The sequence below is a fragment of the Alloscardovia omnicolens DSM 21503 genome (genome assembly GCF_000420505.1).
Classification (GTDB): Bacteria; Actinomycetota; Actinomycetes; order Actinomycetales; family Bifidobacteriaceae; genus Alloscardovia; species Alloscardovia omnicolens.
This window is the reverse complement of sequence record NZ_ATVB01000021.1, coordinates 1-26,454: the sequence shown is the minus strand read 5'-3', so window position 1 is coordinate 26,454 and position 26,454 is coordinate 1. Positions and strand designations below refer to the sequence as shown.

17 protein-coding genes and 2 tRNA genes are annotated in these 26,454 nt (G+C 45.6%); 6 read left to right on the top strand and 13 right to left on the bottom strand.

The features are described 5' to 3' along the window. The first annotated feature begins 428 nt into the window (after nt 1-428). The gene (locus G464_RS09425) at nt 429-962 is read left to right on the top strand and encodes a DUF6076 domain-containing protein (RefSeq protein ID WP_208853780.1); all 534 of its coding nucleotides are present in this window, start codon (nt 429-431) and stop codon (nt 960-962) included. A 160-nt stretch (nt 963-1,122) separates the two neighbouring features. On the opposite strand, the gene guaA is transcribed toward G464_RS09425, so the two are convergent. Beyond that, on the bottom strand, nt 1,123-2,685 hold the full coding sequence (gene guaA, locus G464_RS0107495; RefSeq protein ID WP_022857350.1) for a glutamine-hydrolyzing GMP synthase: 1,563 nt from the start codon (nt 2,683-2,685) through the stop codon (nt 1,123-1,125). Between the two features lie 582 nt (nt 2,686-3,267). Between guaA and G464_RS0107490 the strand changes: the two genes are divergently transcribed. From G464_RS0107490 to G464_RS0107480, 3 genes are all read left to right on the top strand, one after another. Next, nucleotides 3,268-5,742, top strand: a complete 2,475-nt coding sequence (locus tag G464_RS0107490) for a phosphoketolase (protein ID WP_022857349.1) — start codon at nt 3,268-3,270, stop codon at nt 5,740-5,742. Nucleotides 5,743-5,980: 238 nt separating this feature from the next. After that, nucleotides 5,981-7,666 carry a phosphate acetyltransferase gene (gene pta / locus G464_RS0107485; RefSeq protein WP_026472693.1) on the top strand — a complete coding sequence of 562 codons (1,686 nt, stop codon included), beginning with the start codon at nt 5,981-5,983 and terminating at the stop codon, nt 7,664-7,666. A gap of 129 nt (nt 7,667-7,795) precedes the next feature. Beyond that, complete coding sequence (locus G464_RS0107480) at nt 7,796-9,025, top strand: acetate/propionate family kinase (RefSeq protein ID WP_022857347.1); 1,230 nt, start codon at nt 7,796-7,798, stop codon at nt 9,023-9,025. 55 nt (nt 9,026-9,080) lie between these two features. Here the strand turns inward: G464_RS0107480 and hisN are convergent, their stop codons facing one another. From hisN to G464_RS09420, 3 genes are read right to left on the bottom strand one after another with little or no spacing between them, the layout of a single operon-like run. Continuing rightward, on the bottom strand, nt 9,081-9,860 hold the full coding sequence (gene hisN / locus G464_RS0107475; RefSeq protein WP_022857346.1) for a histidinol-phosphatase: 780 nt from the start codon (nt 9,858-9,860) through the stop codon (nt 9,081-9,083). After that, nucleotides 9,853-11,184 carry a 3-phosphoshikimate 1-carboxyvinyltransferase gene (gene aroA, locus G464_RS0107470; protein ID WP_022857345.1) on the bottom strand — a complete coding sequence of 444 codons (1,332 nt, stop codon included), beginning with the start codon at nt 11,182-11,184 and terminating at the stop codon, nt 9,853-9,855. Before aroA ends, hisN begins: the two co-directional genes overlap by 8 nt. 26 nt (nt 11,185-11,210) lie before the next feature. Next, complete coding sequence (locus G464_RS09420) at nt 11,211-12,335, bottom strand: hypothetical protein (protein WP_022857344.1); 1,125 nt, start codon at nt 12,333-12,335, stop codon at nt 11,211-11,213. A 189-nt stretch (nt 12,336-12,524) separates the two neighbouring features. On the opposite strand from G464_RS09420, the gene G464_RS0107460 reads away from it, so the two are divergent. Beyond that, a tRNA-Pro gene (locus G464_RS0107460) sits at nt 12,525-12,598 on the top strand. Between the two features lie 60 nt (nt 12,599-12,658). Here the strand turns inward: G464_RS0107460 and G464_RS0107455 are convergent. From G464_RS0107455 to coaE, 8 genes are all read right to left on the bottom strand, one after another. Continuing rightward, entirely contained in the window at nt 12,659-13,471 is an 813-nt protein-coding gene (locus tag G464_RS0107455; protein WP_022857343.1) for a Nif3-like dinuclear metal center hexameric protein, read from the bottom strand. A 24-nt stretch (nt 13,472-13,495) separates the two neighbouring features. Continuing rightward, on the bottom strand, nt 13,496-16,369 hold the full coding sequence (polA, locus tag G464_RS0107450) for a DNA polymerase I (protein WP_022857342.1): 2,874 nt from the start codon (nt 16,367-16,369) through the stop codon (nt 13,496-13,498). A gap of 76 nt (nt 16,370-16,445) precedes the next feature. Further along, on the bottom strand, nt 16,446-17,105 hold the full coding sequence (locus G464_RS0107445; RefSeq protein ID WP_021618488.1) for an ANTAR domain-containing response regulator: 660 nt from the start codon (nt 17,103-17,105) through the stop codon (nt 16,446-16,448). Between the two features lie 70 nt (nt 17,106-17,175). Continuing rightward, nucleotides 17,176-17,249, bottom strand: a tRNA-Leu gene (locus G464_RS0107440). 631 nt (nt 17,250-17,880) lie between these two features. Continuing rightward, the gene (gene pyk, locus G464_RS0107435) at nt 17,881-19,323 is read right to left on the bottom strand and encodes a pyruvate kinase (protein WP_022857341.1); all 1,443 of its coding nucleotides are present in this window, start codon (nt 19,321-19,323) and stop codon (nt 17,881-17,883) included. Between the two features lie 131 nt (nt 19,324-19,454). Further along, a complete protein-coding gene (locus G464_RS0107430) occupies nt 19,455-20,441 on the bottom strand; it encodes a TerC family protein (RefSeq protein ID WP_021617223.1) in 987 nt (328 codons plus the stop codon). A 38-nt stretch (nt 20,442-20,479) separates the two neighbouring features. Then, entirely contained in the window at nt 20,480-22,591 is a 2,112-nt protein-coding gene (gene uvrB / locus G464_RS0107425) for an excinuclease ABC subunit UvrB (protein ID WP_022857340.1), read from the bottom strand. 218 nt (nt 22,592-22,809) lie between these two features. Next, nucleotides 22,810-23,586 (bottom strand): dephospho-CoA kinase, encoded by a 777-nt coding sequence (gene coaE, locus G464_RS09770; RefSeq protein ID WP_051126700.1) that lies wholly within the window; start codon nt 23,584-23,586, stop codon nt 22,810-22,812. A gap of 295 nt (nt 23,587-23,881) precedes the next feature. Here coaE and G464_RS0107415 point away from each other — a divergent pair, with 295 nt between their 5' ends. Further along, nucleotides 23,882-24,097: a hypothetical protein gene (locus G464_RS0107415; protein WP_021617227.1), complete on the top strand. Its 216-nt coding sequence runs from the start codon at nt 23,882-23,884 to the stop codon at nt 24,095-24,097. A gap of 100 nt (nt 24,098-24,197) precedes the next feature. Here G464_RS0107415 and rpsA read toward each other — a convergent pair whose 3' ends face one another. Continuing rightward, on the bottom strand, nt 24,198-25,682 hold the full coding sequence (gene rpsA / locus G464_RS0107410) for a 30S ribosomal protein S1 (protein WP_021617228.1): 1,485 nt from the start codon (nt 25,680-25,682) through the stop codon (nt 24,198-24,200). Between the last annotated feature and the right edge of the window lie 772 nt (nt 25,683-26,454).

Sequence of the window (26,454 nt, the reverse complement as noted above, 5' to 3'; positions counted from 1 at the left end):
CACATCTAGACGCGTACACGTCAACAAACTCATATTCCAGTTCCTGGTCTGCTCACACCTGGAAACGAAAAAAGCTGATACGTGTCTGTAAAATCTCATTGACACGTGTAAGTTCCCTGCTTCCTCTATGTAACCGTTTGAGTTCTTCTTAAAGCCTGCCACGCCGATAAAGAAGGAAATACTTGAGCATCAGTCGCGCGACTCCATCCACGCAATGTTTCATGTGATACTCCAAGCAAAGAAACAAACTCGAATAACTGCCTTATTACCCGGTTCTATATTAGTTCTTGTTTTCTTCAAGAGAGTTCTACAGCACGAGTTCTAAAATTCTTATGAACACCCTTACCCTGATCCACAACCCCTATCATCCCCCCTAAAAAAAGAGAATCCACCAGAAACAAAAACCAACCCACATCAAAAAGAAATTGGTGTTCAATGAATTAAATCCTTTTATAAGGACTACCACAGATGAAGTATTTAGTTCTTGGGAAGATGTAATAAAAACTCTCCCAAATAAATTGGATGCTCCTTTGGAATTTCCCGTCTGTGATAGTATCATTAAATTTTTACGACAAACGGTTCAAAGTTTAATACATGAAGAAATGAGTCTTAGAAAATGTAAGAATTGCGATAGATACTTCATAGTCCGTTATTCAAGCCTTGCTGAGTATTGTTTAAGAAAAGTAGAAGGAACAAATACAACTTGTCAGGAATACGCAAGTAAGAAAACATATAAGAAAAAACAAGCGGCAAATCCTTTATATCAAGTATTCACAACATACTATAACCGAATTTATGGAAGAATCCGGCGTGGTACATTAGATAAAGATTCTACTTTACTTGATGATATTAAAGTACTTCACCAAGAATTTGCTTCCAAGTATGATGAAATATCTGATGAAAATGACAAAGAAATGCTAATTCAAGAATTTACATCAAGTGCTGAAAATTTAATAAAATAGCAAAAAAGCCAGCAGAATTTACACTCTGTTGGCTTAATTATTTTCTCTTAAAAGTGGCTTACCACTTTTTCTTATTAAAAAGTACTTCAAAAATACTTCAGCTAACCACTTGAAACCTTAGAATAATCAGTAATATCAATGGTTTCAATTAGTGCTTAGGCTATTCCCACTCAATCGTCGCAGGCGGCTTAGAAGTTACATCCAAAACCACGCGGTTAATTTCTCGGCACTCATTGGTAATGCGCGTAGAAATTTGAGCCAAGACATCGTATGGCAATCGTGACCAATCAGCAGTCATAGCATCCTCAGAGCTTACCGGACGCAGCACAATTGGCGAACCATACGTACGCTCATCACCTTGAACACCCACAGAATGAACATCGGCAAGCAAAACAACTGGGCACTGCCAAATATCGCGATCCAAGCCAGCCTTCGACAATTCTTCACGAGCAATAGCATCAGCTTCACGCAGCACAGCCAGACGCTCACGAGTAATCTCACCTACAATACGAATAGCCAAGCCTGGTCCTGGGAATGGCTGACGCCACACCATTTCATCTGGCAATCCCAGCTCGGTTCCCACAGCACGCACCTCATCCTTAAACAACGTGCGCAAAGGCTCTACAAGCTCAAATTGCAAATCGTCTGGAAGACCACCCACATTGTGATGGCTCTTAATATTCGCCGTTCCTGAACCGCCTCCAGACTCTACAACATCTGGATACAGTGTTCCTTGAACGAGGAACTTAATCTCTCCGCCTTCTTCCGCAACATCAGAGACAATCTGGCGGGTTGCTTTCTCAAAGGTACGAATAAACTTCTCACCAATAATCTTACGCTTGCGTTCAGGCTCAGATACGCCTTCCAAAGCTGTTAAGAACTCATCAGAAGCATCAACGGTTACAAGCTTAATACCTGTAGCCTCTACGAAGTCTTTCTTTACCTGCTCAACTTCGCCTTTACGCAACAATCCATGGTCAACGAAAACGCAGGTAAGCTGGTCGCCAATAGCTCTATGCACTAAAGCAGCAGCAACAGCAGAATCAACACCACCAGACAAACCGCAAATCACACGAGCATCGCCAACCTGAGCGCGAATCTTAGCCACTTGGTCTTCAATAATCGAGGAAGAATCCCAGCTATGATCTAAGCCAGCTTCGTTATGCAAGAAGTTTTCAATAATATCTTGCCCCAAAGGAGTGTGCTTCACTTCTGGATGCCACTGCACACCAAATAATCCACGGCTTTTATTCGCCATAGCTGCTACAGGAGCACCTTCAGTATGCGCTAATACTTCAAAACCATCAGGAGCTTGTTTCACAGCTACACCATGGCTCATCCACGTTGATTGTTCCTGCGGAGACCCAGCCAAAATACTGCGAGCTTCATCAATCACAGCCTCAGTCTTACCATATTCACCCAAAGCTGCCTTATCTACTACACCCCCAAGCTGATGAGCCATCACTTGGAAGCCGTAGCAAATACCCAACATAGGAATATCTAAATCAAAAATAGCTGGATCGAGTAAAGGAGCACCCTCTACATAAACAGAAGCAGGACCACCAGAAAGAATAATTGCTTGAGGGTCCTTTGCTTTTAATTCTTCGGCACTAATGGTGTGAGGAACAATCTCAGAATACACATGTGCCTCACGTACTCGGCGAGCAATCAGCTGTGCATACTGAGCACCAAAATCAACGACTAATACAGAACCCTTCGCCATTTCTTCCTCCAAAAAGACTCCGCAAAATCGCGCTCAGGGGCAATAGCTCAGAAGCGAGACTTGCGGGGACATACCTTATATATTGATTACTTGATTATGCTTTATGTTTAAGACATTGGCTGTGTGAATGGCTGCTACATAACGCGATGAAACTAATGTTCTAGAGAGTGCTCTGAAAGGTACGATAAAGACCACTATGCAGTCCTATAAAATCGCACTCTTGAAATCGCACTCTGAAGTCGTAAAAATTTTGTACACAAAACGGCGCGACACGCTCAAAAATTCCACTTTATGAAAACGAAGAACATTTTTCGCACACACCGCTCAAAAACCTAACATAGCTACTTTCCCTATTTTTGCAATATTTATAAAACTTTTTTCTCGATTTTTACGTAAAGTATTGAAACAAAAATAAACATCCGACCTGTCAATAGCTTACATTATCGCTCATTATTGTGCACGTCCACACAAACTTCTTGGATTTAGTCATAGCCATCCCATAAAATTATAGGCGTATGAGTAAGGGCAATCCGCCACACTCAGTTTAGTAAATATGCACCTAATTATAGGAGGCAAGGACATATGACTAGTCCTGTAATCGGTACTCCATGGAAGAAGCTGGAAGCTCCAGTTTCCGAGGAGGCTTTGGAAGGCGTAGACAAGTACTGGCGTGCTTCTAACTATCTTTCCATTGGTCAGATCTACCTTCGTAGCAACCCATTGATGAAGGAACCATTCACCCGCGAAGATGTTAAGCATCGTCTCGTAGGTCACTGGGGAACCACTCCTGGTTTGAACTTCCTCATTGGTCACATCAACCGTCTCATCGCTGATCACGGCCAGAACACAGTAATCATCATGGGCCCTGGTCACGGTGGACCAGCTGGTACTGCTCAGTCTTACCTCGACGGTACTTACACTGAGTACTTCCCAGAAATCACCAAGGATGAAGCTGGCTTGCAGAAGTTCTTCCGCCAGTTCTCTTACCCAGGTGGTATCCCATCTCACTATGCTCCAGAGACCCCAGGTTCCATCCACGAAGGTGGCGAACTTGGTTACGCTCTCTCCCACGCTTATGGCGCTGTTATGAACAACCCAAGCCTCTTCGTTCCAGCAATCGTTGGTGACGGTGAAGCTGAAACTGGTCCTTTGGCTACAGGTTGGCAGTCCAACAAGCTTGTAAACCCACGCACCGATGGTATCGTTTTGCCTATCTTGCACCTCAACGGTTACAAGATTGCTAACCCAACCATCCTCGCTCGTATTTCTGACGAAGAGCTCCACGAGTTCTTCCACGGTATGGGCTACGAACCATACGAGTTCGTTGCTGGTTTCGATGATGAAGATGCAATGAGCATCCACCGTCGCTTCGCTGATCTCTTCGAAACTGTATTCGATGAGATTTGCGATATTAAGGCAACTGCTCAGACCAACGATGTTGATCGTCCATTCTACCCAATGATTATCTTCCGCACCCCTAAGGGTTGGACTTGCCCTAAGTTCATCGACGGTAAGAAGACTGAAGGTTCTTGGCGTTCTCACCAGGTACCGTTGGCATCTGCTCGTGATACCGAAGAGCACTTCCAGGTTCTCAAGAACTGGCTCGAATCCTACAAGCCAGAAGAGCTCTTCACTGAGGATGGCGCGATTCGTCCAGAAGTTACCGCTTTCATGCCAGAAGGCGACCTGCGTATTGGTGAGAATCCAAACGCTAACGGTGGTCGTATTCGCGAAGAACTCGACTTGCCAGCAATCGAAGATTACGAAGTAACTGAGGTTAAGGAATTCGGTCACGGTTGGGGCCAGCTCGAGGCAACTCGTAAGCTCGGTGAGTACACCCGCGACATCATCAAGCGTAACCCAGATAGCTTCCGTATCTTCGGACCAGATGAGACCGCTTCTAACCGTTTGCAGGCTGCATACGAAGTAACCAAGAAGCAGTGGGACAACGGCTACCTCTCTGAACTCGTAGACGAGAACATGGCTGTAACTGGTCAGATTACTGAGCAGCTCTCCGAGCACCAGATGGAAGGCTTCTTGGAAGCTTACCTGCTCACTGGTCGTCACGGTATCTGGAGCTCCTACGAGTCCTTCGTACACGTAATCGATTCCATGCTCAACCAGCATGCTAAGTGGCTTGAAGCAACTGTTCGTGAGATTCCATGGCGTAAGCCAATCTCCTCCATGAACTTGCTTGTTTCTTCCCACGTATGGCGTCAGGATCACAACGGCTTCAGCCACCAGGATCCAGGTGTTATCGACATCTTGCTCAACAAGAACTTTAACAACGATCACGTTGTTGGCATCTACTTCCCAGTTGATTCCAACATGTTGCTTGCTGTTTCTGAGAAGGCATACAAGTCCACCAACAAGATCAACGCAATCATCGCTGGTAAGCAACCAGCTGCTACATGGTTGACTCTTGACGAAGCTAAGGCAGAACTCGAAAAGGGTGCTGCTGAGTGGAAGTGGGCTTCCAACGCTGAAGGCGATGACGTACAGATCGTTCTCGCTTCCATCGGTGACGTCCCAACTCAGGAACTCATGGCAACTGCTGACAAGCTCAAGGAATACGGCGTAAAGTACAAGTTCGTCAACGTTGTAGACTTGCTCGCTATTCAGAATGCTTCTGAGAACGACGAAGCTCTCTCTGATGAAGAGTTCACCGAGCTCTTCACTGCAGACAAGCCAGTTCTCATGGCATACCATGCATACGCTCGTGAGGTACGCTCCCTCATCTGGAACCGTCCAAACCACGACAACTTCAACATTCATGGTTACGAAGAGCAGGGTTCCACCACCACTCCATTTGACATGGTGCGCGTGAACAACATCGATCGTTACGAGCTCACTGCTGAAGCACTCCGTGCTGTAGATGCAGACAAGTTCGCTGCAGAAATCGAGAAGCTCGAAGCATTCCGTACCGAAGCATTCCAGTTCGCTGTGGACAACGGTTACGATCACCCAGACTACACTGACTGGGTATGGTCCGGCGTTCAGACCGAAAAGCCAGGTGCTGTATCTGCAACAGCTGCAACCGCAGGTGACAACGAGTAGTTCTTCTTATAGAAACTATTCCTTAGTTACTTAAGGTTTAACGAGGGGGTTTTCTTCATGTGTTTTCACTGTGAATTCACATGAAGAAAACCCCCTCTTCATAGCCGTGTTGGAACTTCCAGCCACATGCCTACAATAAAAATGTTTGCGTTAACCGCCCAGTCATAAACAAATAATAAACAGCGCATACACACTGTAACGGCGTTCAACGCACTTACACACTCGTCACAAAGGAGTATTGAGAGTGAAAACAGTATTTATTGCTAGCCCTGAAGGACAGAACGGTAGAAATGTTGTAGCGGCAGGTGTTACTGCAGCATTAACCACACGATACGCTACAGCAACTTTCCGCCCAATTGTATGCCATAAAGACACGTTCACTAAGCAGCTCATTGCTTTGGGCTCAGTCGATCAAAACTTCGAACAGTCCCGAGTGTTATGTCCGAATCGAGCAAGCGATGATCATGAAGCAGCACGTGGGGATATTTCGCGTGCTTGGGAGAACTTCACTGCTCAGACTCAGCCAGACGCAGTGGTTATTACAGGTCAAGATCATCGTAGCGCTTTTGATCCAGAAAGCTTTATCCTCGACCTTGAAATCGCTGCTGATGTGCAGGCTCCAGTCTTCTTAGCTATCTGTTGTATTCCTCGTACTCCACGTCAAGTACGTTTAACTATTGATTCCTGCGTAAAAAATACGCTCAAAAGAGGCTGTTCAGTAGCCGGCGTTTTCGTTACTGGCTTAGATATTGAAGATAGCGAAAAGGCACAGGGATTACGTGATGTTTTGGCTGATTTAGAGTATCCTCATTGGATTATTCCTGCTCGTTCTTGCAAGACTTCAGAAGATATTCCTGGAGCATTGGAGGCGTTTGCTTCAGCAGCTTCTACTGACGAGGTGCTGGAAGCATTAGATAAGTCTTTTGCTACTCCAACTACCCCATTCGCTTTCCAAGCACGTCTGCTCACCACAGCTGCAAACAACAAGAAAACAGTTGTTTTGCCAGAAGGCGAAGAAGACCGCATTATTCAAGCCGCTGATTATTTGCTTGAACGCGATATTGTGGATTTGATTATCGTCGGTAACCACGATGAGATTCTCCAACGCGCTCAGGCTCTTGGGCTAAATAATCTACATAATGCTCAGTTCCAAGCAATGGATGATGAAAAAGTATTAGAACCGATGATTGCCAAGCTTGTGGAATTACGTGGGCACAAAGGCATGACCGAAGAGAAAGCACGCGCAACGCTAAGTGACCCATCGTATTTCGGTACTATGCTTGTGGTTCTTGGACAAGCCGACGGTTTGGTCTCTGGCTCAGTGAATTCCACAGCGAATACAGTACGTCCGGCTTTGCAAGTTATTAAAACAAAACCAGGTCAATCTTTGGTCTCTGGTGCTTTCCTTATGTGCTTTGACGACCATGTGGCTGTTTTCGCTGATTGTGCGATTAACCTTAACCCGAATGCTGACCAGCTGGCACAAATTGCTCTGCAATCTGCTCAAACGGCTCGTGCTTTCGGTATTGAGCCTCGGGTGGGTATGCTCTCCTACTCCACTTTGGGTTCTGGTTCAGGGCCAGATGTCGATTTGGTGAGCGAAGCAACAGACAAGCTGTCGCAACTCGATCCTGATTTAGCAGTAGTAGGACCTATTCAGTTTGATGCAGCGTGGTCCCCACAAGTTGCCCGCATAAAGGCAAAGGGAAGCGATGTAGCTGGCCATGTGAATGTTTTCGTCTTCCCGAGCTTATCTGCAGGAAATATTGGATATAAGGCTGTGCAACGTTCCTCCGGAGCTTTGGCTATTGGCCCTGTTTTACAAGGTCTCAATAAACCAGTAAATGATTTGTCTCGCGGAGCAACTGTAGACGATATTATTAACACTATCGCTCTGACAGCAGTATACGCTCAGCAAGATTAAAGCACAGACATAATAAAGAAATTAAGCATTTTTCAACATAATTCATACTCTATGTCTTCTGCGTAAAAGTAGGCGGCACAGAGTAATCTCACTAATGGGTAACTAATATATTTGATGGGAGGACGAGCAGTGGCAAAGACTGTACTCGTTATTAATTCTGGTTCCAGCTCTATTAAGTATCAGCTGGTTGATTTGGAAAGCGGCGAAGGTCTCGCTTCCGGTCTGGTCGAGAAAATCGGCGAACCTGTTAAGGGTATCTACACTCATAAATTCAATGGCGATAAGCACGTTTTCGAGGACGAAATTATCGAAAACCATGAACAGGGTCTTAAGCGAGTTTTGGCTTTCTTCGATGAGTATGGTCCGAACTTGAAGGAATACGATCTGGTAGCAGTTGGCCACCGCGTGGTTCAGGGTGGTTCTGTATTCCCAACTCCTGCTTTGGTCACTGAAGAAAATATTGCGAAGGTTAAGGAATTAGCTGTTTTGGCTCCTTTGCATAACGGACCTGAAGCTGTTGGTGCTGAGGTTATGACTCGTCTTCTTCCAGATGTTCCACAGGGCTTCGTTTTCGATAGCTCCTTCTTCTTCCAGCTTCCAGATGCTTCTGCAACATACGCTCTGAATAAGGAAGTTGCGGACAAGTATCAGATTCGTCGTTATGGCGCTCATGGAACCTCTCATGAGTTCATTGGACAGGTTGCGCCTGAGGTTGCTGGTAAGCCTTCTGAAGGTTTGAAGCAGATTGTTTTACACATCGGTAATGGTGCTTCTGTATCCGCTCAGATTTCCGGTAAGCCAGTAGAAACCTCCATGGGATTGACTCCTTTGGAAGGTTTGATGATGGGTTCGCGTACCGGAGACATTGATCCAGCAGCTGTGTTCCATTTGATTCGTAACGCTGGTATGAACGTTGACGAGCTTGATACTTTGTTCAACAAGAAGTCCGGTTTGATGGGTATGACCGGTCATGGCGATATGCGCGAAGTTTTGGCTTTGCGCGATGGCGGCGACGAGACTGCTGCTTTGGCTATTGACATGTACGTCCACCGTATTGTTGGATACATTGGCAACTACACTGCTCAGATGGGTGGTTTGGACGTTATCACTTTCACTGCTGGCGTGGGTGAGAACTCTGACCCTATCCGTGCTATGGTGTGTGAGAAGCTCGCTCCGTTCGGCGTAAAGATTGATGCTGAAAAGAACGAAACCCGTTCTTCTGAGCCACGCGTGATTTCTACTCCAGATAGCTCGGTAACCGTCTGCGTTATCCCAACTAACGAAGAGTTGGCTATTGCTCAGAAGGTAGCACAGTTAGCTGTTGAAGGCGATGCTTACGGCAATAAGTTCAACGCTTAATAAGCATTATTCGTACTAAAATAGTCCTGGACTATATATCGAGTCCAGGACTATTTTATTGCAATTTTTCTAAGACCTGAGCATGCAATAAACCATTTGTAGCTAATCCACATCCACCCCATGGTCCTGGATTACCATTCAAATCAGTAAAAGAACCGCCGGCTTCAGTAATAATGGGCACAAGTGCAGCCATATCATATAAATCGAGTTCTGGTTCTGCAGCAATATCCACTGCTCCTTGAGCTACCAGCATGTACTGCCAAAAGTCGCCATAGCCGCGTAAACGCCAGACTTGATCTGTTAAATCAATAACTTTGTCACGATTGCCTCGTTCTTTCCATCCCGATAAGCTCGACAGAGATAAGGAGGCATCTTCAAGACGAGATACTTTCGACACATGAATTTGCCGAGCATTATTCATATCTGTGCCCATAAATGCACCTGCTCCCTGAGCTGCGAACCAGCGCATGCCCAATGCTGGTGCAGAGACAACAGAAGCAACCAGATCCTCTCCCACTTGTAACCCAATTAAAGTTGCCCATACAGGAACTCCACGCACGAAGTTCTTCGTGCCGTCAATCGGATCAATAATCCAACGACGTCCTGTGCTCTCCTGCTTTCCTAATTCTTCACCATAAATCGAATCACTAGGATTGTGAGATGCAATCTTGTTACGAATAGCACGTTCCACTGCACGGTCAGCATCAGTAACGGGCGTATTATCAGGCTTCGTATCTATATGCAAATCCAAAGCACCAAAACGATTCATACTTATCTCATCTGCAACATCTGCATATTCAAGAGCATGAATCAAATCATCATAAAACTCAGTCATTTGAACCTTCTTCTAACATCGCCGTCCATAAACCCACGAAATCAGGAATCGTTTTGCGCGTTGTAGCCACATTGACCACATCAATTCCTGGAACAATTAAGCCGATAAGAGCTGCAAAGGTAGCCATACGATGGTCTGCATAGGTTTCCATCACAGCTCCGTGCAGTGCAAAACGCTTAACAGCATGGATAGCTAAACCATCTTGAGTTTCTTGAGCTGAACCTCCACAACGCTGAATTTCCGTCGTTAAAGCAGCTAAACGATCTGTTTCGTGCCCGCGCAAATGAGCGATGCCCGTAAAAGTGGAATCAGATTGAGCAACAGCCGCTAAAGCAGCCAGAGTGGGTGCAATCTCGCCTGCTGGAGATAAATCAAGCTCTCCTGCACCATCAATAGTTCCTGAACCGTGAACCGTCAGAATCTGAGTGGAAGAATCATACTGAACTTGCGCTCCAAATGAGCGTAAATAGTCAGGTAATAATGCGCCTGGCTGTGTAGACTGTGCCGGCCAGCGTGGTACGCGCACAGTGCCACCTGCAATCAATGCCGCGCACAAGAACGGAGCAGCATTCGATAAATCAGGCTCCACCACAACTGTGTGAGCAAGCTGCACCTCATGTGATGGCACAGTCCATACAGCTTCGTGGTACAGAACTTGACCTCCTGCTCGAGAAATATCATCCATAGTCATGCGAATATGAGGCATACTAGGAAGGGTATCGCCCGTATGCTCAATCTCTAATGTATCCGACCATTTTGCTGCAGCTAAGAGCAGACCAGAAATAAATTGAGATGATTGCGAGGAATCAATACGAATATGGTGTTGTCCTTCACGAGCACGTGGAGGCGTAATAGTAAAAGGTAAAAAGCCTTCAGCACCTTCATACTCAATCTGAGCACCTAATTGTTCTAATCCATCGAGCACAGGCTTCATCGGCCGCTTATACGCCTGCGTATCTCCGTCAAAACGCACAGGAGCATCAGCATAAAGCGCTAAAGCTGGAACAAAACGCATTACTGTTCCTGCTAAACCGCAGTAAACAGTACAGTTACCAGTAAAAATACCGTCTTGAGGAGGATAAACAGTTACTGTTGTTTCTACCGTTGAATCTATCTCACAGCGCACACCTAGCTGGTCTAAAGCAGCCATCATCAGCTCAGTATCGCGCGAACGCAACAGACCTTCTAAACGCACAGGTTGAGAGCCTAAAGCAGCTAAAATAATATATCTATTCGATAATGATTTACTGCCAGGAACATCTACTGTAGCGTTGAGCGGATGTTGTGCTTGTGGAGCTGTCCATGGATCGGGAAGGGTAGTCATACTCCCTATCGTAACCTATGAGCAGCTTAAGCTTCATGATCCAAACGGGAATGTCCCATTTCCTGAACGATGTCTGCAGGCAAATTCGTTAAGGCTTCGAGACGATCGGATTCCAAAGCAGCAATTTGGCGGGAAAACAGGATAAACCATCCCATAAATAAAATAGCTGCCAAAGCCTCGACATTAGTTAAGGATGTATATCCTTGATACCAATAGATGTATGCCGCCACGATAACTGCCAAAATAAAATCGGACACGAAGTAGAAAGCAACAGACATCTGACGAACAAGCCACGGCATGCCTATCATCAGTAATGTCATGGGCAACGCAATACCGCGCGCAAAAACATTATGCAAAATAGGATGCGGTGAATACCGGAACAAACCAATACCCATAAACATAACCCCCGCCACCGTCAGCAAAAGAGCAAGAACTGCGCGACGAGCTAAGAACTCGTTATTTTCAGGAAGCTCTTTGAAATGCCGTTCAAATAAGCGATGTTGCGTAGTAATTTCTGAAACAGCGAAATAGCTGATAATCAGCATTGTTGCGCCCGCAAGAATAACCGTGAAGTTAAAAATATTTGCTGCAAAAGTGGTGCGATCTCCCAGCTGAGAGAAATTATTCTTCCACCACACTGGATCATCGCTGGTCATACCAGCTAAGGTCACACCAGAAATCACGAAAACAGGTAGTAAGGTGGCAATAGTTCGAGAGGTCATTAAAGCCGCCTGTACGAAAACCGTATACCCTACAATACTTGCCACAAAAGCTACAACAGGCAGCTGGTAGCTCGCAAAAGACTTACCGAGGATTTGAGCTACGAACATTTGCAAAGCTGCAGAAATAAGACCAATAGACACCGTATATACAACGGTTAAAGCGATTAGCTCACCACTGCGGCGTACTAAGCGCAGAAAAGTTTTCTTCTCGTGACTAAAACCGTTGCGCGCATACCCGCAGATAAAAACCACTGCTGTGCAGCATGCCAGAAAGACAGAAGTCATAATAATGCGACGACTGGTAAGCAACCAAATTGCTTTCGCTGATTGAGTATAAGCATATGTTGCGTACGATACGCTGGCACACGTAGCAATGGACGTAAAAATTCCTACAGTTTCGGCGCGCTGATGACGGCCTAATACATTCATGGACAACACTCTCCCTGTTCGTTGTTCTATTATTTCGTAGGCTTGAGACAGCGAAACACTCGTAGGATTTCGATGGTCATTATATGAGCCCTGCTATTTTTGGCGTATTTCCAAGGCAACACGCCCATGTGCAAAAGTTCCCAGATTGTTGTATAGTTTTCTCTTGTTGAGCTTAGCTCAGCACAGACTCGGGCTGTAGCGCAGCTTGGTAGCGCGCTTGTTTTGGGTACAAGATGTCGTGGGTTCAAATCCCGCCAGCCCGACTCAATAATTAAGGCAGATAGCTTAGCTATCTGCCTTTTTGCTACTCGCACTGTTCTCTGCTAGAAGCGTACATTCCAAGGATCTGTGTTAATGCTCGTTATGAGCATCTCAATCTCCTCGTTATAACGGGCGCGTACAGCCGCTGGCACGTCCTGCACCATGAGATTGAATGCAAGTTTCTCGATGGCTGCGTGCGGCGTATTAATAAACGCTAATCCTGTTTCCTGACGTGCATCCAAAACTGGATGATGACGCAAATCACTCGTCACATACACATCAGCACCACTACGAGCAGCAGCCATGATTTCAGAATCTCCCGATCCAGGCAGCACAGCTACACGTGAAATCTCTTGAAAAGGATCGCCACTGACCTGCACACCAGACTCAGTATGTGGCAAATTATGAGCAATATCTAACGCAAAATCACCCAACAGTATCGGCGTATCAAACTTCCCTATACGTCCCAATCCAAGAGCAGGATTATCACGGTGAGGAACGAGAGGACCTTGATCTTTCAATCTCATTACATCAATAAAAGCAAAACCTTGACCGCGCTCAGCAGAATCCACATTCGTATGCCCCACCCACAATGCACAATGGTTTTCAATGAGCTTTGTAACCAAGGCACCGCGGAAAGTAGAGCCTGCAACGGTATGCGTAGCTTTAAAGTACAGCGGATGATGCGTAATCATAAGCTGCGCACCATGAGCAATAGCATCGTTCACAGTTTCTTCTGTAGGATCGACCGCACAATATATCGTGTGTACACTCCATTGAGGATTGCCCACAATAAGACCTGGCTCATCCCAATCCTCAGCCAAATCCAGAGGATAGAGTTCTTCGAGAACATCTACAATCTGGCCAACATTCATCACGTACTCCTCTTAATCTTAATCTTAGTGAGCTGCCTGCTGCCAGTCCGGACCTAAACCGGTAGACACATCTAATGGCACCGCAAGATCAATAGCATGTTCCATCGCATCACGAACTAAATCAGGTACAATTTGCTCTTCCCCTGGTGCAACCTCCACCACAAGTTCATCGTGAATCTGCATTGTTACGCGAGAGCGTACACCAGCCTCATTCAAAGCCTTATCGGCCTTAATCATAGCGAGCTTCATAATATCGGCTGCAGAACCCTGTATAGGTGCATTCAGCGCGCCACGTTCAGCAGCGTCACGCACCTGACGGTTCGTAGAGCGCAAACCTGGGAAGTAACGGCGACGTCCGAACATTGTTTCAGTATATCCTTTACGCTTCGCCTGTGCTACCAAAGACTCTAAATAGTCGTGTACTCCCCCGAATGTATCAAAATACTTCTTCTTGAGAATATCGCTTTCTGCAGGAGAAATCTTGAGCTGTTGAGCCAAACCATATGTGCTTAACCCATAAGCTAAACCATAGCTCATCGCTTTAATATGTGAGCGCTGGTCACCACTACTCTGGTTAACAGGAATGCCATATACCAAGGAAGCAACGTAACGATGGAAATCTGCACCAGATTTGAAAGCGTCGATAAGCCCCTCGTCTCCAGATAAATGAGCCATCAAACGTAGCTCTACCTGTGAATAATCAGCAGAGAGCAGATATGTGAAGCCTTCCGATGGTACGAAAGCAGCACGAATTTCTCGTCCAGCAGCATTCCGGTTAGGAATGTTTTGCAAATTAGGCTCTGTAGAGCTTAAACGTCCAGTTGCTGCCACCGTCTGTTCGAAAGTCGTGTGAATATGACCATCACGTGGGTCAATGGATTCTGTAAGCGTTTGTACGATTTGCTTGAGTTTATTCATTTCGCGATGTCTCAATAAGGCCCCTAAGAACGTGTGCGCACGCTCATTGTTGAGAGAGCGTACATAAAGATCTTGGAGAGCAGCTGCATTAGTCGTATATCCTCCGGTTTTTGTTTTCTTTGTTGGAGGCAAACCCATGTCGTCAAAAAGTACGCTTTGGAGTTGTTTAGGGCTTTGCAGATTGATTTGCGAACCTGCCTGCTCCCATGCAATATTTTGTGCCTGAGTAGCATCTGCAGTAAAAGTTTCAAGCATGGAGCGTAAACGAGCACGGTCAATAGCTGCACCTGTTTTTTCCATAGCAAAAAGAACTCGAGATACAGGTAACTCAATATCTTTGAGTAGGCTGTGCTGATTGCGTTCTTCAAGAGTTGGCATATATACGTCATATAGCGCAAGTAAAGCAAGAGCGCAACGTGCTGACTGAGCAGCTATATCTTTTTCACTCACATCATTAAGTGGTTCGTCGCTATCGAAATCAAAAGCTCCCTGTACTTCAGTAGCGGCTTGACCGGTAATATCGTCCTCCTCAAGTTGGGCATCATGTCTGAGAAGAACTGGCAAAGAATAATCATCGTCATCAGGCTTGAGCAAATATGCTGCTAGTTCAGTATCTAAGACTGGCTGTGGCAGTTTAATACCGAGTTTATCCATCACATGTAAGCATGCTTTGAAACCATGGAGCACGCACTTGTGACCATGTTCAGTAATGAGCGTGTGTAGAGCTTCACGCACTGTATGACTGTTCAATACATGCGCCGGTAGAGATAGTGCTGCACCCGAGCGTGCTGCTAGGCTAATACGGCGTACGTTGAGCTTTTCTGGGTGTGCATCGCCTTCAACATACATACCCCATTCATGATTATGTTCTTTGCTCAGCTGAGTAGACCATGATTGAATGGCTTGTACAACGTCTTGCTCTGCTGTGTGTGCATCGATAACCACGTTAAGATGCAATGAGTTAAGGAGGTCGTTAACATGCGATGGAGCTGACTGACTCATATCGTCTGCGTTACTGGCTGCACTACTTGAGGAGGCGGTACGACGTGCAGGAGTAAATTTTGTAGCAGCAGTAGCAGATTCATCATGCGTAAAACATGCGTGAAGAGCATTATAAATGCGACGCTTAATAGTAACACCAAATTCGAATACACTCAGAGCAGTATCAATTTTTGACGCATCTGGCTGTTGAATTTCAAAATCTTCTAAACTCACATCCAGTTCTACATCGCGAACCAAAGCGTTAACGCGACGATTGAGCTGAACTTGCTCAATATTCTCGCGTAAGGCCTCTCCTTTTTTGCCTTTAATCTCTTGAGCGTGCTCAATAATGCCGTCTAAGCTGCCATATTCATTAATCCATTTTGCAGCAAAACCATCACCCACTCCTGGAACTCCAGGAATATTATCGGCTGTTTCACCACGGAGCGCAGCCAAATCAGGATATTGCTGTGGATATACCTTATACTTCTCGAAAACAGCTTCGGGAGTCATATGCTTCAAGTCTTTAAAATGATGCCCCGGATACAGCACAGTAATTTTATCGTCAATTAACTGGAAAGCATCCCTATCGCCCGAAAGCACGTAGGTGTGATCGAAGCCATTATCTCGTGCCACAGTAGCTAAAGTGGCTATAATATCGTCACCTTCATATCCCTGACGTTCTACATAAGAAATATCTAAGGAATCCAATAAATCATGCAGAAGAGGTAATTGAGTCAGTAAATCTTCTGGTGCAGCATCGCGCGTGCCTTTATACTGCTCCAATAAATCGTTTCTAAATGTTCCGCCTTTTACATCGAAAGCAACAGCAATATGCGTTGGCTGTATTTCTTTCAGTACCTGAGACAGCATGGTAGTAAAACCGTAGACAGCGTTTGTTGTTTGCCCGGAAGCGGTAGAAAAACCGTCAGCAGGTAAAGCAAAATATGCGCGGAAAGCTAATGAATGACCATCGATAACTAAAAGACGTGAAACCATAACTTCTATAGTACTTGATGGCTAACAATTATGGCTAGGAATTACAATTCCTAGCCATAAAAGTATGGAGAAGAGTTTAGCCTTCAATCTGAGCAATCACAGCATCAGCCACTTCCAACATGGTTAAGCGGCGATCCATAGATGTTTTCTGAATCCAGCGGAATGCTTCCTGCTCAGACAAGCCCATATTTTCCATGAGCAAGCCCTTAGCACGATCAACATGCTTGCGAGATTCCAAACGATTCTTCAAATCCTCTACTTGTTCGCGCAATGCTGCTACTTCATCATCAGCAGGAGCTTCGTGTTCAACAAAAGCTCCAGTGCTAATACGGCTACGTAAAACACGCATCTGCTCAAAACGGCTGAAGGCAACGTCTAAAGCTGGGAAAAGCTTATCTGGCACGAATGGCTTAATCACATAAGCCATAACACCAGCATCAATAGCCTCGGCTACAAGATCTTTTTGGGAGAAAGCTGTGAGCATAACAACAGGAGCAAGGAACTCCTCATTAATTTCACGAGCAGCAGTAATACCATCTTTTACTGGCATCTTAATATCCATAACAACGATATCTGGATGCTTAGCTCGCACAATATCTACAGCCTCTTGTCCATTAGCTGCTTCACCGATAACTTCGTACCCACCATCATTGAGAGATTCAATAATATCTAGGCGGTTCAAAGCTTCGTCTTCGGCAACAACAACTGTGCGCTTCGCGTGTGAATCATCTGCCATAATCGTTCACCCTTCCTAGTTTGAACACTGGGAAGTTACTGAGAGCTCCCCGTTGAGACCTCACATTTTGTGCCCCGGGTGGGACTCGAACCCACACTGCACAGATTTTGAGGCTGTTTCCTCTACCAATTGGGATACCGGGGCGGTACTTGTAAGAATATACACGCTATTGCGGACGATGGCAAATATTTTTGTTTTTGGGCGTGTTCCCTGAAATTTCAAGAGCTCTCGATATATATTGGCTCTTGGGGTTTTCGTGGGGTTTTGGTTTGGCTTATCTGGTTATTATTGCGGTGTGTAGGAGCCCTAGGGTGGTTCGTGAAGCGTGACTTGGTAGAGCGTTCCATGATTCACGAGTGTTCTAATCATGTTCACAGGGGTAAAACACAACGTGAAACATGCTTCACTCTAGCACTCCATAGTTCACGCATATGGTTAAACGCTACACCTATCTCAGATGAGTTCGTCAATCATGCCGTGCTCTAGCATTCCATGATTCAAGAACCCGTTTCTATCTGGTTAGGCGTATAACCCAAGACGCGAAACATGACTTGCTCTAGCAGTCCACGATTCACGCACAGCACGAAAACTGAAAACACTCTCAACGATGACCGCAAGCATTGTCAGCGTTCCACACTCACAACAATCACGCACCTGCAACCTACACAACCCCACTAAAAAAACCGAAGAACCTATATATTTCACACACAGAAAACGAAAAAGTGGATTGTAACAACAGCTACAACCCACTTTTCAGTAGATTAATTCTTAAGAATTAATCGCGAGCACCTACGGTGTGTACGTAAACGGAGTCGGTAGAACCAGCTTCGTTTGCGGAAGGAGCAGAAGCGATGAGTACGATGGTGTCACCATCAGCAACAGCACCCTGTGCCTTCAAAGTGTTGTCTGCGAGAGTCATCAGCTCGTTGCGAGACAGACCGTGGTATTCAGTATCGAGCTTAATGCCCTCAACACCCCAAGACAGACCAAGCCAGCACTTGGTGTGCTCATCAGTGGTCAAACCGAAGATAGGAGTCTGTGGACGCTCAGCAGATACGCGGTGTACGGTTTCACCTGTCTTGGTGAAAGCAACAATAGCCTTAGCTTCAGTCTTCTCCGCCAAGCTTACTGCGGAGTGTGCCACAGCTGCAGTGGTGGAGAATTCTTCATCCTTGATGCCTGGAATACGATCGTAGCCGTGCTCAGTTGCATAGCTAGACAAGCGAGCCATGGTGTTGACTACTACTACTGGGTAATCACCAACAGCAGTTTCGTTAGAAGTCATGGTTGCGTCTGCACCATCGAGAACTGCGTTAGCGCAGTCAGATGCTTCTGCACGAGATGGTACTGGAACCTTAACCATAGAACCGAGAACTTCAGTTGCTACGATAACTGGCTTACCGTATGCACGAGCGAGCTCGATGCAGCGCTTGGTGATGAGTGGAACCTGCTCGAATGGCATTTCCACAGCCATATCACCGCGAGCAACCATAATGCCATCGAATGCCTTAACGATGTCAACGAGGTTCTCAACAGCCTGTGGCTTTTCAATCTTTGCTACAACTGGAATACGGCGACCTTCTTCGTCCATAATTTCGTGTGCACGCTCAATATCGGTGCCGAAACGAACGAAGGACATAGCAATAATGTCTGCACCAGTGCGGATACCCCAGCGAAGATCTTCTTCATCCTTCTCAGACAATGCTGGAACGGATACTGCAACGCCTGGAAGGTTCAAACCCTTGTGGGACGATACAGGACCTGCAACAACAACCTTAGTGTGTACGTTGTTGCCTTCCACCTTAACGACCTCGAGCTGTACCTTACCATCGTCGATAAGAATTGGATCTCCTGGGTGGCAGTCGCCTGGAAGACCCTTGAAAGTAGTGGAAACACGTTCCTTGTTACCAGTTACTTCGTCTGTAGTAATAACGAAGTCCTGACCCTGCTCGAGCCATACTTTATCGTCGCCGTTAGCGTCTTCTTCAACCCAACCACAACGAATCTTTGGACCCTGCAAATCAACGAGAACTGCAACATTCTTGCCGGTTTCCTGAGCAGCCTGGCGTACGTTGTTATAAACGTTCATATGCTCTTCGAATGTACCGTGGGAACGGTTGATTCGAGCTACGTTCATACCAGCGTTAACCATTTCCTTGAGAGTCTCAAGAGCTGAGGAAGCTGGACCAATTGTATCGACAATCTTTGCCTTGCGCATGAATGCCTACCTGTTTCTTTCTAGACGGAATGGGCAACGCCCATATTTCACATTTTTAGTTTACTTGGGCTAGCGTACTTTTGCCACACACCCGTTTCATAACCGCGTTTCGCATTGTTAAAAAATATTGATTATTTCTGTTCGATAGCTTCAAGCTGTTTCATTTTAATAATGCTTGCACCAGCAGCAATACCGAGAGAAGCGATAATGACGACTAGCGACATCCACGTTGGCACAAGAGGAACCGCGTGAATACCTTCTCCCCCGTTAATAAAAGGCAAAGTATTATCGTGCAACGCTTCCATCACCAGTTTGATGCCAATGAAACCAAGTACAACAGATAATCCTATAGGCAAATAAACAAGTTTATCGAGCAAAGCACCTAAAAGGAAGTACAGTTGCTGCAATCCGAGCAAAGCGAAAACATTAGAGGTAAAAACAATAAAAGGATCTTTAGTCAAACCAAAAATAGCAGGGATGGAATCAAAGGCGAACATAACATCGGTTGTTCCGATAGCGACAAACAGAACAATTATAGGCGTAAAATGACGGACGCCATTAACCATCGTAGTCATTTTCTTACCGTCATACTGATCGCTCATCTTCACTATTTTCCGCATAAAACTAATCAGAGCGTTCTCTTTATACTCCTCGTCGTCATCTTCCCCCATCGCCAACTTTATTGCGGTATAAATCAAAAATGCTCCAAAGAGGAAAAATACCCATGTAAAGCGTTCCAAAATTGCTGCACCCGCCAAAATAAAAATACCGCGCAACACTAAAGCAAGCGCAATACCCACAGAGAGCACATACTTCTGAATATTTTTAGGCACTGAAAAGTTCGCCATAATAATCACAAAAACGAAAAGATTATCGACGCTTAACGAGTACTCGGTGAGCCAGCCTGAATAGAATTCTATGGCAGGTTGCGATCCAGCAAAGCCCCAGATAAGCCCCCCAAAAATAAGTGCCATAGCAACGAAAAAAGCAATATGTTGTACGCACTCTTTAGTCGATGGAATATGCGGCTTACGTCCAATAATTATTAAATCAACCACGAAAAACAGCGCTAAAACCACAAAAGTGGCAGCCATAAACCATACGGGAGTTTCACTCATTTAGTTAATTGCCTTCTCTAATCTCTTAACAACTTCTTCTATTGTGCCTGAGTCATCTGACGAAGCTCTTTTTTCAGGTCGCGAATCTCGTCGCGCAAACGAGCTGCTAACTCGAATTGAAGCTGCTCAGCTGCGGTATGCATTTGATCAGACAGCTGACGAATGAGGTTTGCCAAGTCTTGAGCAGGAAGACCTGCCTCCAAAATTTTCTCGTGACGTTCTTGGGCTTTCTTAGCATCCATATCTGGCACGCCAAGGTGCGAATTTCCTGCTTTACCTGAATTACGGTATCCGCTTGAGAGCAATTCCTCCGTATCCACGTCTTCTTTTGCCAGCATATCGTTCACATCACTAATCTTCTTAATCAACGGTTGCGGGTCTATGCCATGCTCTTTGTTGTAACGCATTTGAATATCGCGACGACGATTAGTTTCATCGATAGCAAGTTGCATGGAGTCGGTAAGTCGATCCGCATACATAATGACTGTTCCCGAGACATTTCGTGCAGCACGACCAATTGTCTGGATCAATGAGCGGTACGAACGCAAGAAACCTTCCTTATCTGCATCAAGGATTGCCACCAAGGATACTTCAGGCAAATCTAAGCCCTCACGCAACAGGTTAATACCCACGATTACATCAATAACGCCCTCACGCAGCTGACGCAACAGTTCTACTCGACGCAGGGTATCAACATCAGAATGTAAATACTCTACTTTAATATCGCGCTCAAGCAGATAATCAGTGAGGTCTTCGGCCATCTTCTTGGTTAAGGTCGTCACTAATGCGCGTTCATTCTTCGCAACACGTGCTTTAATCTCTGCAAGAAGATCATCGATTTGTCCATCGACTGGGCGCACATCAATCTTCGGATCGAGCAGACCAGTCGGACGAATAATTTGTTCCACGACTCCATCCGACAGCTCCTTCTCATAGTCACCTGGAGTTGCGGACAAATATACTGTCTGCCCAATGTGTGTGAGGAACTCAGGGAATTTCAACGGCCTATTATCCATAGCAGATGGCAAGCGGAAACCGTGCTCTACCAGGGTGCGTTTACGACTGGCGTCTCCCTCGTACATAGCACCGATTTGAGGAATAGTAACATGAGACTCGTCAACAACCAGAAGGAAATCGTCTGGGAAGAAGTCAAGCAGCGTATGCGGAGGTGTTCCTGCTGCACGATTATCGAAATGACGAGAATAATTCTCCACACCTGAACACGTGCCAATCTGCTGGAGCATCTCCAAATCGTATGTTGTGCGCATTTCCAAACGCTGAGCTTCCAACAGCTTATTTTCTTTCTTCAGCTGAGATAAACGCTGGTCAAGCTCTTCTTGAATCGTATCTACCGCATGCGCCAACCGATCCGGTCCCGCTGCATAATGCGTGGCAGGGAAAATATGAATCGAATCTACTTCCTCAATTTCATCCCCCGTAATAGGATGCAGAGTCGATATGCGGTCTATTTCGTCTCCGAAGAATTCAATACGAATAGCTAATTCCTCATACACAGGAATTATTTCCACCGTATCTCCGCGCACACGGAAGGTTCCACGGACAAAAGCAATATCATTGCGCTTGTACTGCATATTCACAAAAGTGCGCAGCAGTTCATCTCTTTCGATCATTTCGCCACGGTTGAGGAAGAGCATCTGGCTTGCGTATTCCTCGGGAGTTCCCAAACCATAAATGCACGAGACAGTTGCAACAACTACACAATCACGGCGTGTGAGCAGATTTGCTGTGGTGGCGTGACGCAAGCGCTCCACATCATCGTTAATGCTCGAATCTTTTTCAATAAAGGTGTCAGTTTGAGGAATATACGCTTCAGGCTGATAGTAATCGTAGTAAGAAACGAAATAATTTACAGCATTATCTGGCATGAGTTCACGAAACTCTGCAGCAAGCTGGGCAGCCAAGGTTTTATTTGGCTCTAAAATAAGCGTAGGTCTCTGCAATCGCTCAATAAGCCACGCAGTTGTTGCTGTTTTACCCGTACCTGTGGCACCCATGAGCACCACGTCTGTTTCGCCGTTTTCGATGCGCGAAGCCAATTCATCAATAGCTTTCGGCTGATCGCCCGACGGCTTATATGGCGATTTAACAACAAACGGCTTATCTATACGTTCAATCCCATGAAAACCCATAGCTCTAGTGTAATGGCGTGCGTGTATGAGCTGAACATCAGATGCACTGAAGGCATACTGCAGGATTTCTTATTATTTCCTATTATTTCTCATTATGCATCCGCTCGGTACTCGTTGAGTTCAAGTGAATTCGGTCATGTGCAGTTGAGTTGAGCCGGGTGTGGTCTGTATTCTTTGATTTGAGGACAGTTGAGTAAAGTTGAGGAGTTGAATCAAGTTCAACTGCTCAACCAAGCACTCACAATGCCATCTATCTGAGCATACATATCTTCCAAAGGCTGTTCAGAATCAATCACAGCATCAGCTACAGCCTCGCGCTCTTGTCGTTCTAGCTGAGAGGCGATACGCGCTCGAGCCTGCTCAGCAGTCATATGCCTTGTGTTCATCATGCGCGCAATACGCACATCATTTGCAGCTTCAACGGTAATAATATAATCCCATGTGAGGCCTTGAGATGAAGCAATCTCACGGGTTTCTACAAGAAGCGGAATATCATGAAAAATAATGGAGAGCTTGTTGTTCAGCTTTTTAAGATTGTTTTGAAGCGACACTTGTTCGTGTTTTTCACGCTTTTCACCCTGCTCATCGCGTTTGTTCTGTTCGCGCTGTACCAAAACTTTGCTCTGTTCGCCCTGCTCATTCGGTTCGCGCGTTTCACACTGAGCAGTCCATTCGCTCTGTTCGCGATTTTCACGCTGAGCAGCAAGCGCATAGACTGCAGGATGCATAATCGCGTTAAGTTGTTCCCGTTTGTGGGCATCTGTAAACACGTTCTGCGCCATCCATAAACGATTCAGACTTCCGTCCGCTGCTATGCTGTTATCTCCAAAAACGGTACGTACCTGGTCTAGCACAGGACTACCGGGTTGTGACAGTGAATGAGCAAGCTCATCGTAATCAATTACAGTAAAACCTTGTTCCCTTAGATGACGGCTTAGTGTTGACTTCCCTGCAGCTATACCGCCTGTTATTCCTACACGCATCATAGTATTCATTAGTTCATATTATGCCATAACCCTTTTCGCCGTGTATTACTGTTGATTATGTAGCACCCTTAGGTATTAACAATCAACCACGTACATCTCATACACACATCGATGTGGTATGCCACGAGAATTTGTTCTCAAAGGTGCTACGCATCTCCCCGACGATTCCCCGGAATACCTCCCCGATATCTCCCAGATAACAAAACGATAGCAACCCACTAACATGAAAACTCGCGATAGAAAACGATAGAAAACGATAGAATAAGAAAAAGAATAAGAATAAGAAAAAGGATTGGTGACTACTATGAATCAGCATATTAATGCGCGTAATAAGAAAGAAGATTTGATTTCAGTTATTGTTATTGTTGCCGTTACAATTTTCGGTGTTATAGGAATACTATCTGTGCCATTGGCCTTCCATTATTCATGGAACTGGCTTATTGTCACTTTCGCATCGGTGGCTCTCATGATTATCTTGAAAGTAGTTATGATATTGCGCGAAAAATATAAGAAAAATTAAGTAAAAATATAAGTAAAAGTAAGTAAAACGTAAAGAATAAGGGCTTGAGACAGGAACCAAAGTCCCTCATCTCAAGCCCTTTTAACGCAATAAGCTATGCTTAGTTGTTCTCGCTGAGCAACTGTTCACGAAGAGCTGCGAGCTGATCATCAGCTGCAAGAGTACCTTCGTTTGCTGGAGCAGAGCTGTAGTTGGTTGCTTCAGCTTCTTCAGCTGGAGCTTCTTCCTCAGCTACACCATCAGCTTCAGCAGATGCTGCTGCAAGTTCAGCCTGCTTAGCTGCAAATACCTTGTGAGCTTCCCACAAGTCGTGAGCTGCTGCATACTGAGCTTCCCACTCTTCGCGCTGCTTTTCGAAGCCTTCAATCCATTCGTTAGTTTCTGGATCGAAACCTTCTGGGTACTTGTAGTTTCCGTTCTCGTCATACTCTGCTGGCATGCCATACAGAGCTGGATCGAAGTCTTCAGAAGCTGGGTCAACAGAGTCTGTTGCCTGCTTGAGAGACAAGGAAATACGACGACGATCGAGATCAACGTCAATAACCTTAACGAATACTTCGTCACCAGGCTTTACAACGGTCTCTGGGTTCTCTACGTGGCGGTTTGCCAACTCAGAGATGTGTACGAGACCCTCGATGCCATCATCAACAGAGATGAATGCACCGAACTGTACAATCTTGGTCACCTTACCCTTAACAACCTGTCCTGGAACATGAGTGCGTGCGAAACGCTGCCATGGATCCTCCTGAGTGGACTTGAGGGACAAGGAGATGCGCTCGCGATCGAGATCAACATCGAGTACTTCAACGGTAACCTTATCGCCAACCTTCACTACTTCGGATGGATGGTCGATATGCTTCCATGACAGCTCAGAAACATGAATCAAACCATCAACACCGCCGAGATCGACGAATGCACCGAAGTTAACGATGGAGCTAATAACGCCTTCGCGAATCTGACCCTTCTTAAGCTGGGACAAGAATGTCTCGCGAACTTCAGACTGGGTCTCTTCGAGGTACTGACGACGAGAAAGAACAACGTTATTACGGTTCTTATCAAGCTCCAGAATCTTAGCCTGAATAGTCTGGCCAATGTATGGAGCCAAGTCGCGCACACGACGCATTTCGACGAGGGATGCAGGCAAGAAGCCACGCAAACCGATGTCAACAATCAAGCCACCCTTAACAGCTTCAATAACGGTACCTTCAACAATACCGTCAGCATCCTTGATCTTCTCAACGTCGCCCCAAGCACGCTCGTACTGTGCGCGCTTCTTGGAAAGAATAAGACGGCCTTCCTTGTCTTCCTTAGTGATGACAAGTGCCTCAACGGTGTCGCCAACTTCAACAACATCGTCTGGATCCACGTCTTTCTTAATAGAAAGCTCGCGGGAAGGAATAACACCTTCAGTCTTGTAGCCGATGTCAAGAAGTACCTCATCGTGATCGATCTTTACAACGGTACCCTCAACGAGATCACCATCATCGAAGTTCTTGATAGTGGAATCGACTGCCTTGATGAAATCCTCTTCAGTGCCGATATCGTTGATAGCGACCTTCTGGATTTCGTTCTTGTTATCTGTCATTAAAATAGTTTTCTTTGACTTAGCGGATAATATCGTTCTTCAGTTGTCCGTTTCTTATGTACGTTCTACATGGGTAAAGCGTACATAAGAAACGTATACGAGCATTCACATACGTGTCTGCACATACAAGTTCAAGGATACGCTACAACCTCGTCAAAATCATAGATTTATCCGGGCGTGTCGCATGTTTTATGCTTCTCGTTGACTGTTTATACTTTTAGTTCACTGTTCAGCCTGTTGCACTGTTATACATGTTTTTATATCTTGCGTTGCGCATAACTGTTTGAAAGTATGATGCTCTCCCGCAAACTCACTCATAGAGTATGATTAAGCAATTCTCGAGATTTTAGATGGGGTTTTGTTTGATTTGGCTCGTTTTACTTGGGTACTATTTCGGCGCGTAGGAACTTTAGTAATTCGTGAAACCTGACTTGGCATTGCGTTCCATGGTTCACGCACGGATGAGGATTCCAATCACTCTCAATGTGGACGCGGGCGTTGTCAGCGTCCGACGCTAGCAACTTTCACGAACCTACAATCTACAAACCCCGTTAAATTCGAAGAGTTCGCACTATCGCACATTCTGCTTAACCGATTAACACACCCGTTATGCCAGTTTTGATGCACAAAAATGGCTTCAAAACTGGCATAACGGTTGCGCGTATCGACTTCATGTATAAAAATAACCACATTCACACCGAGGCGATGTCTTAACACATACCAGTCAGAGGAATCAACTGATACCTACTAGACAACATCTCCCCTAAACCCC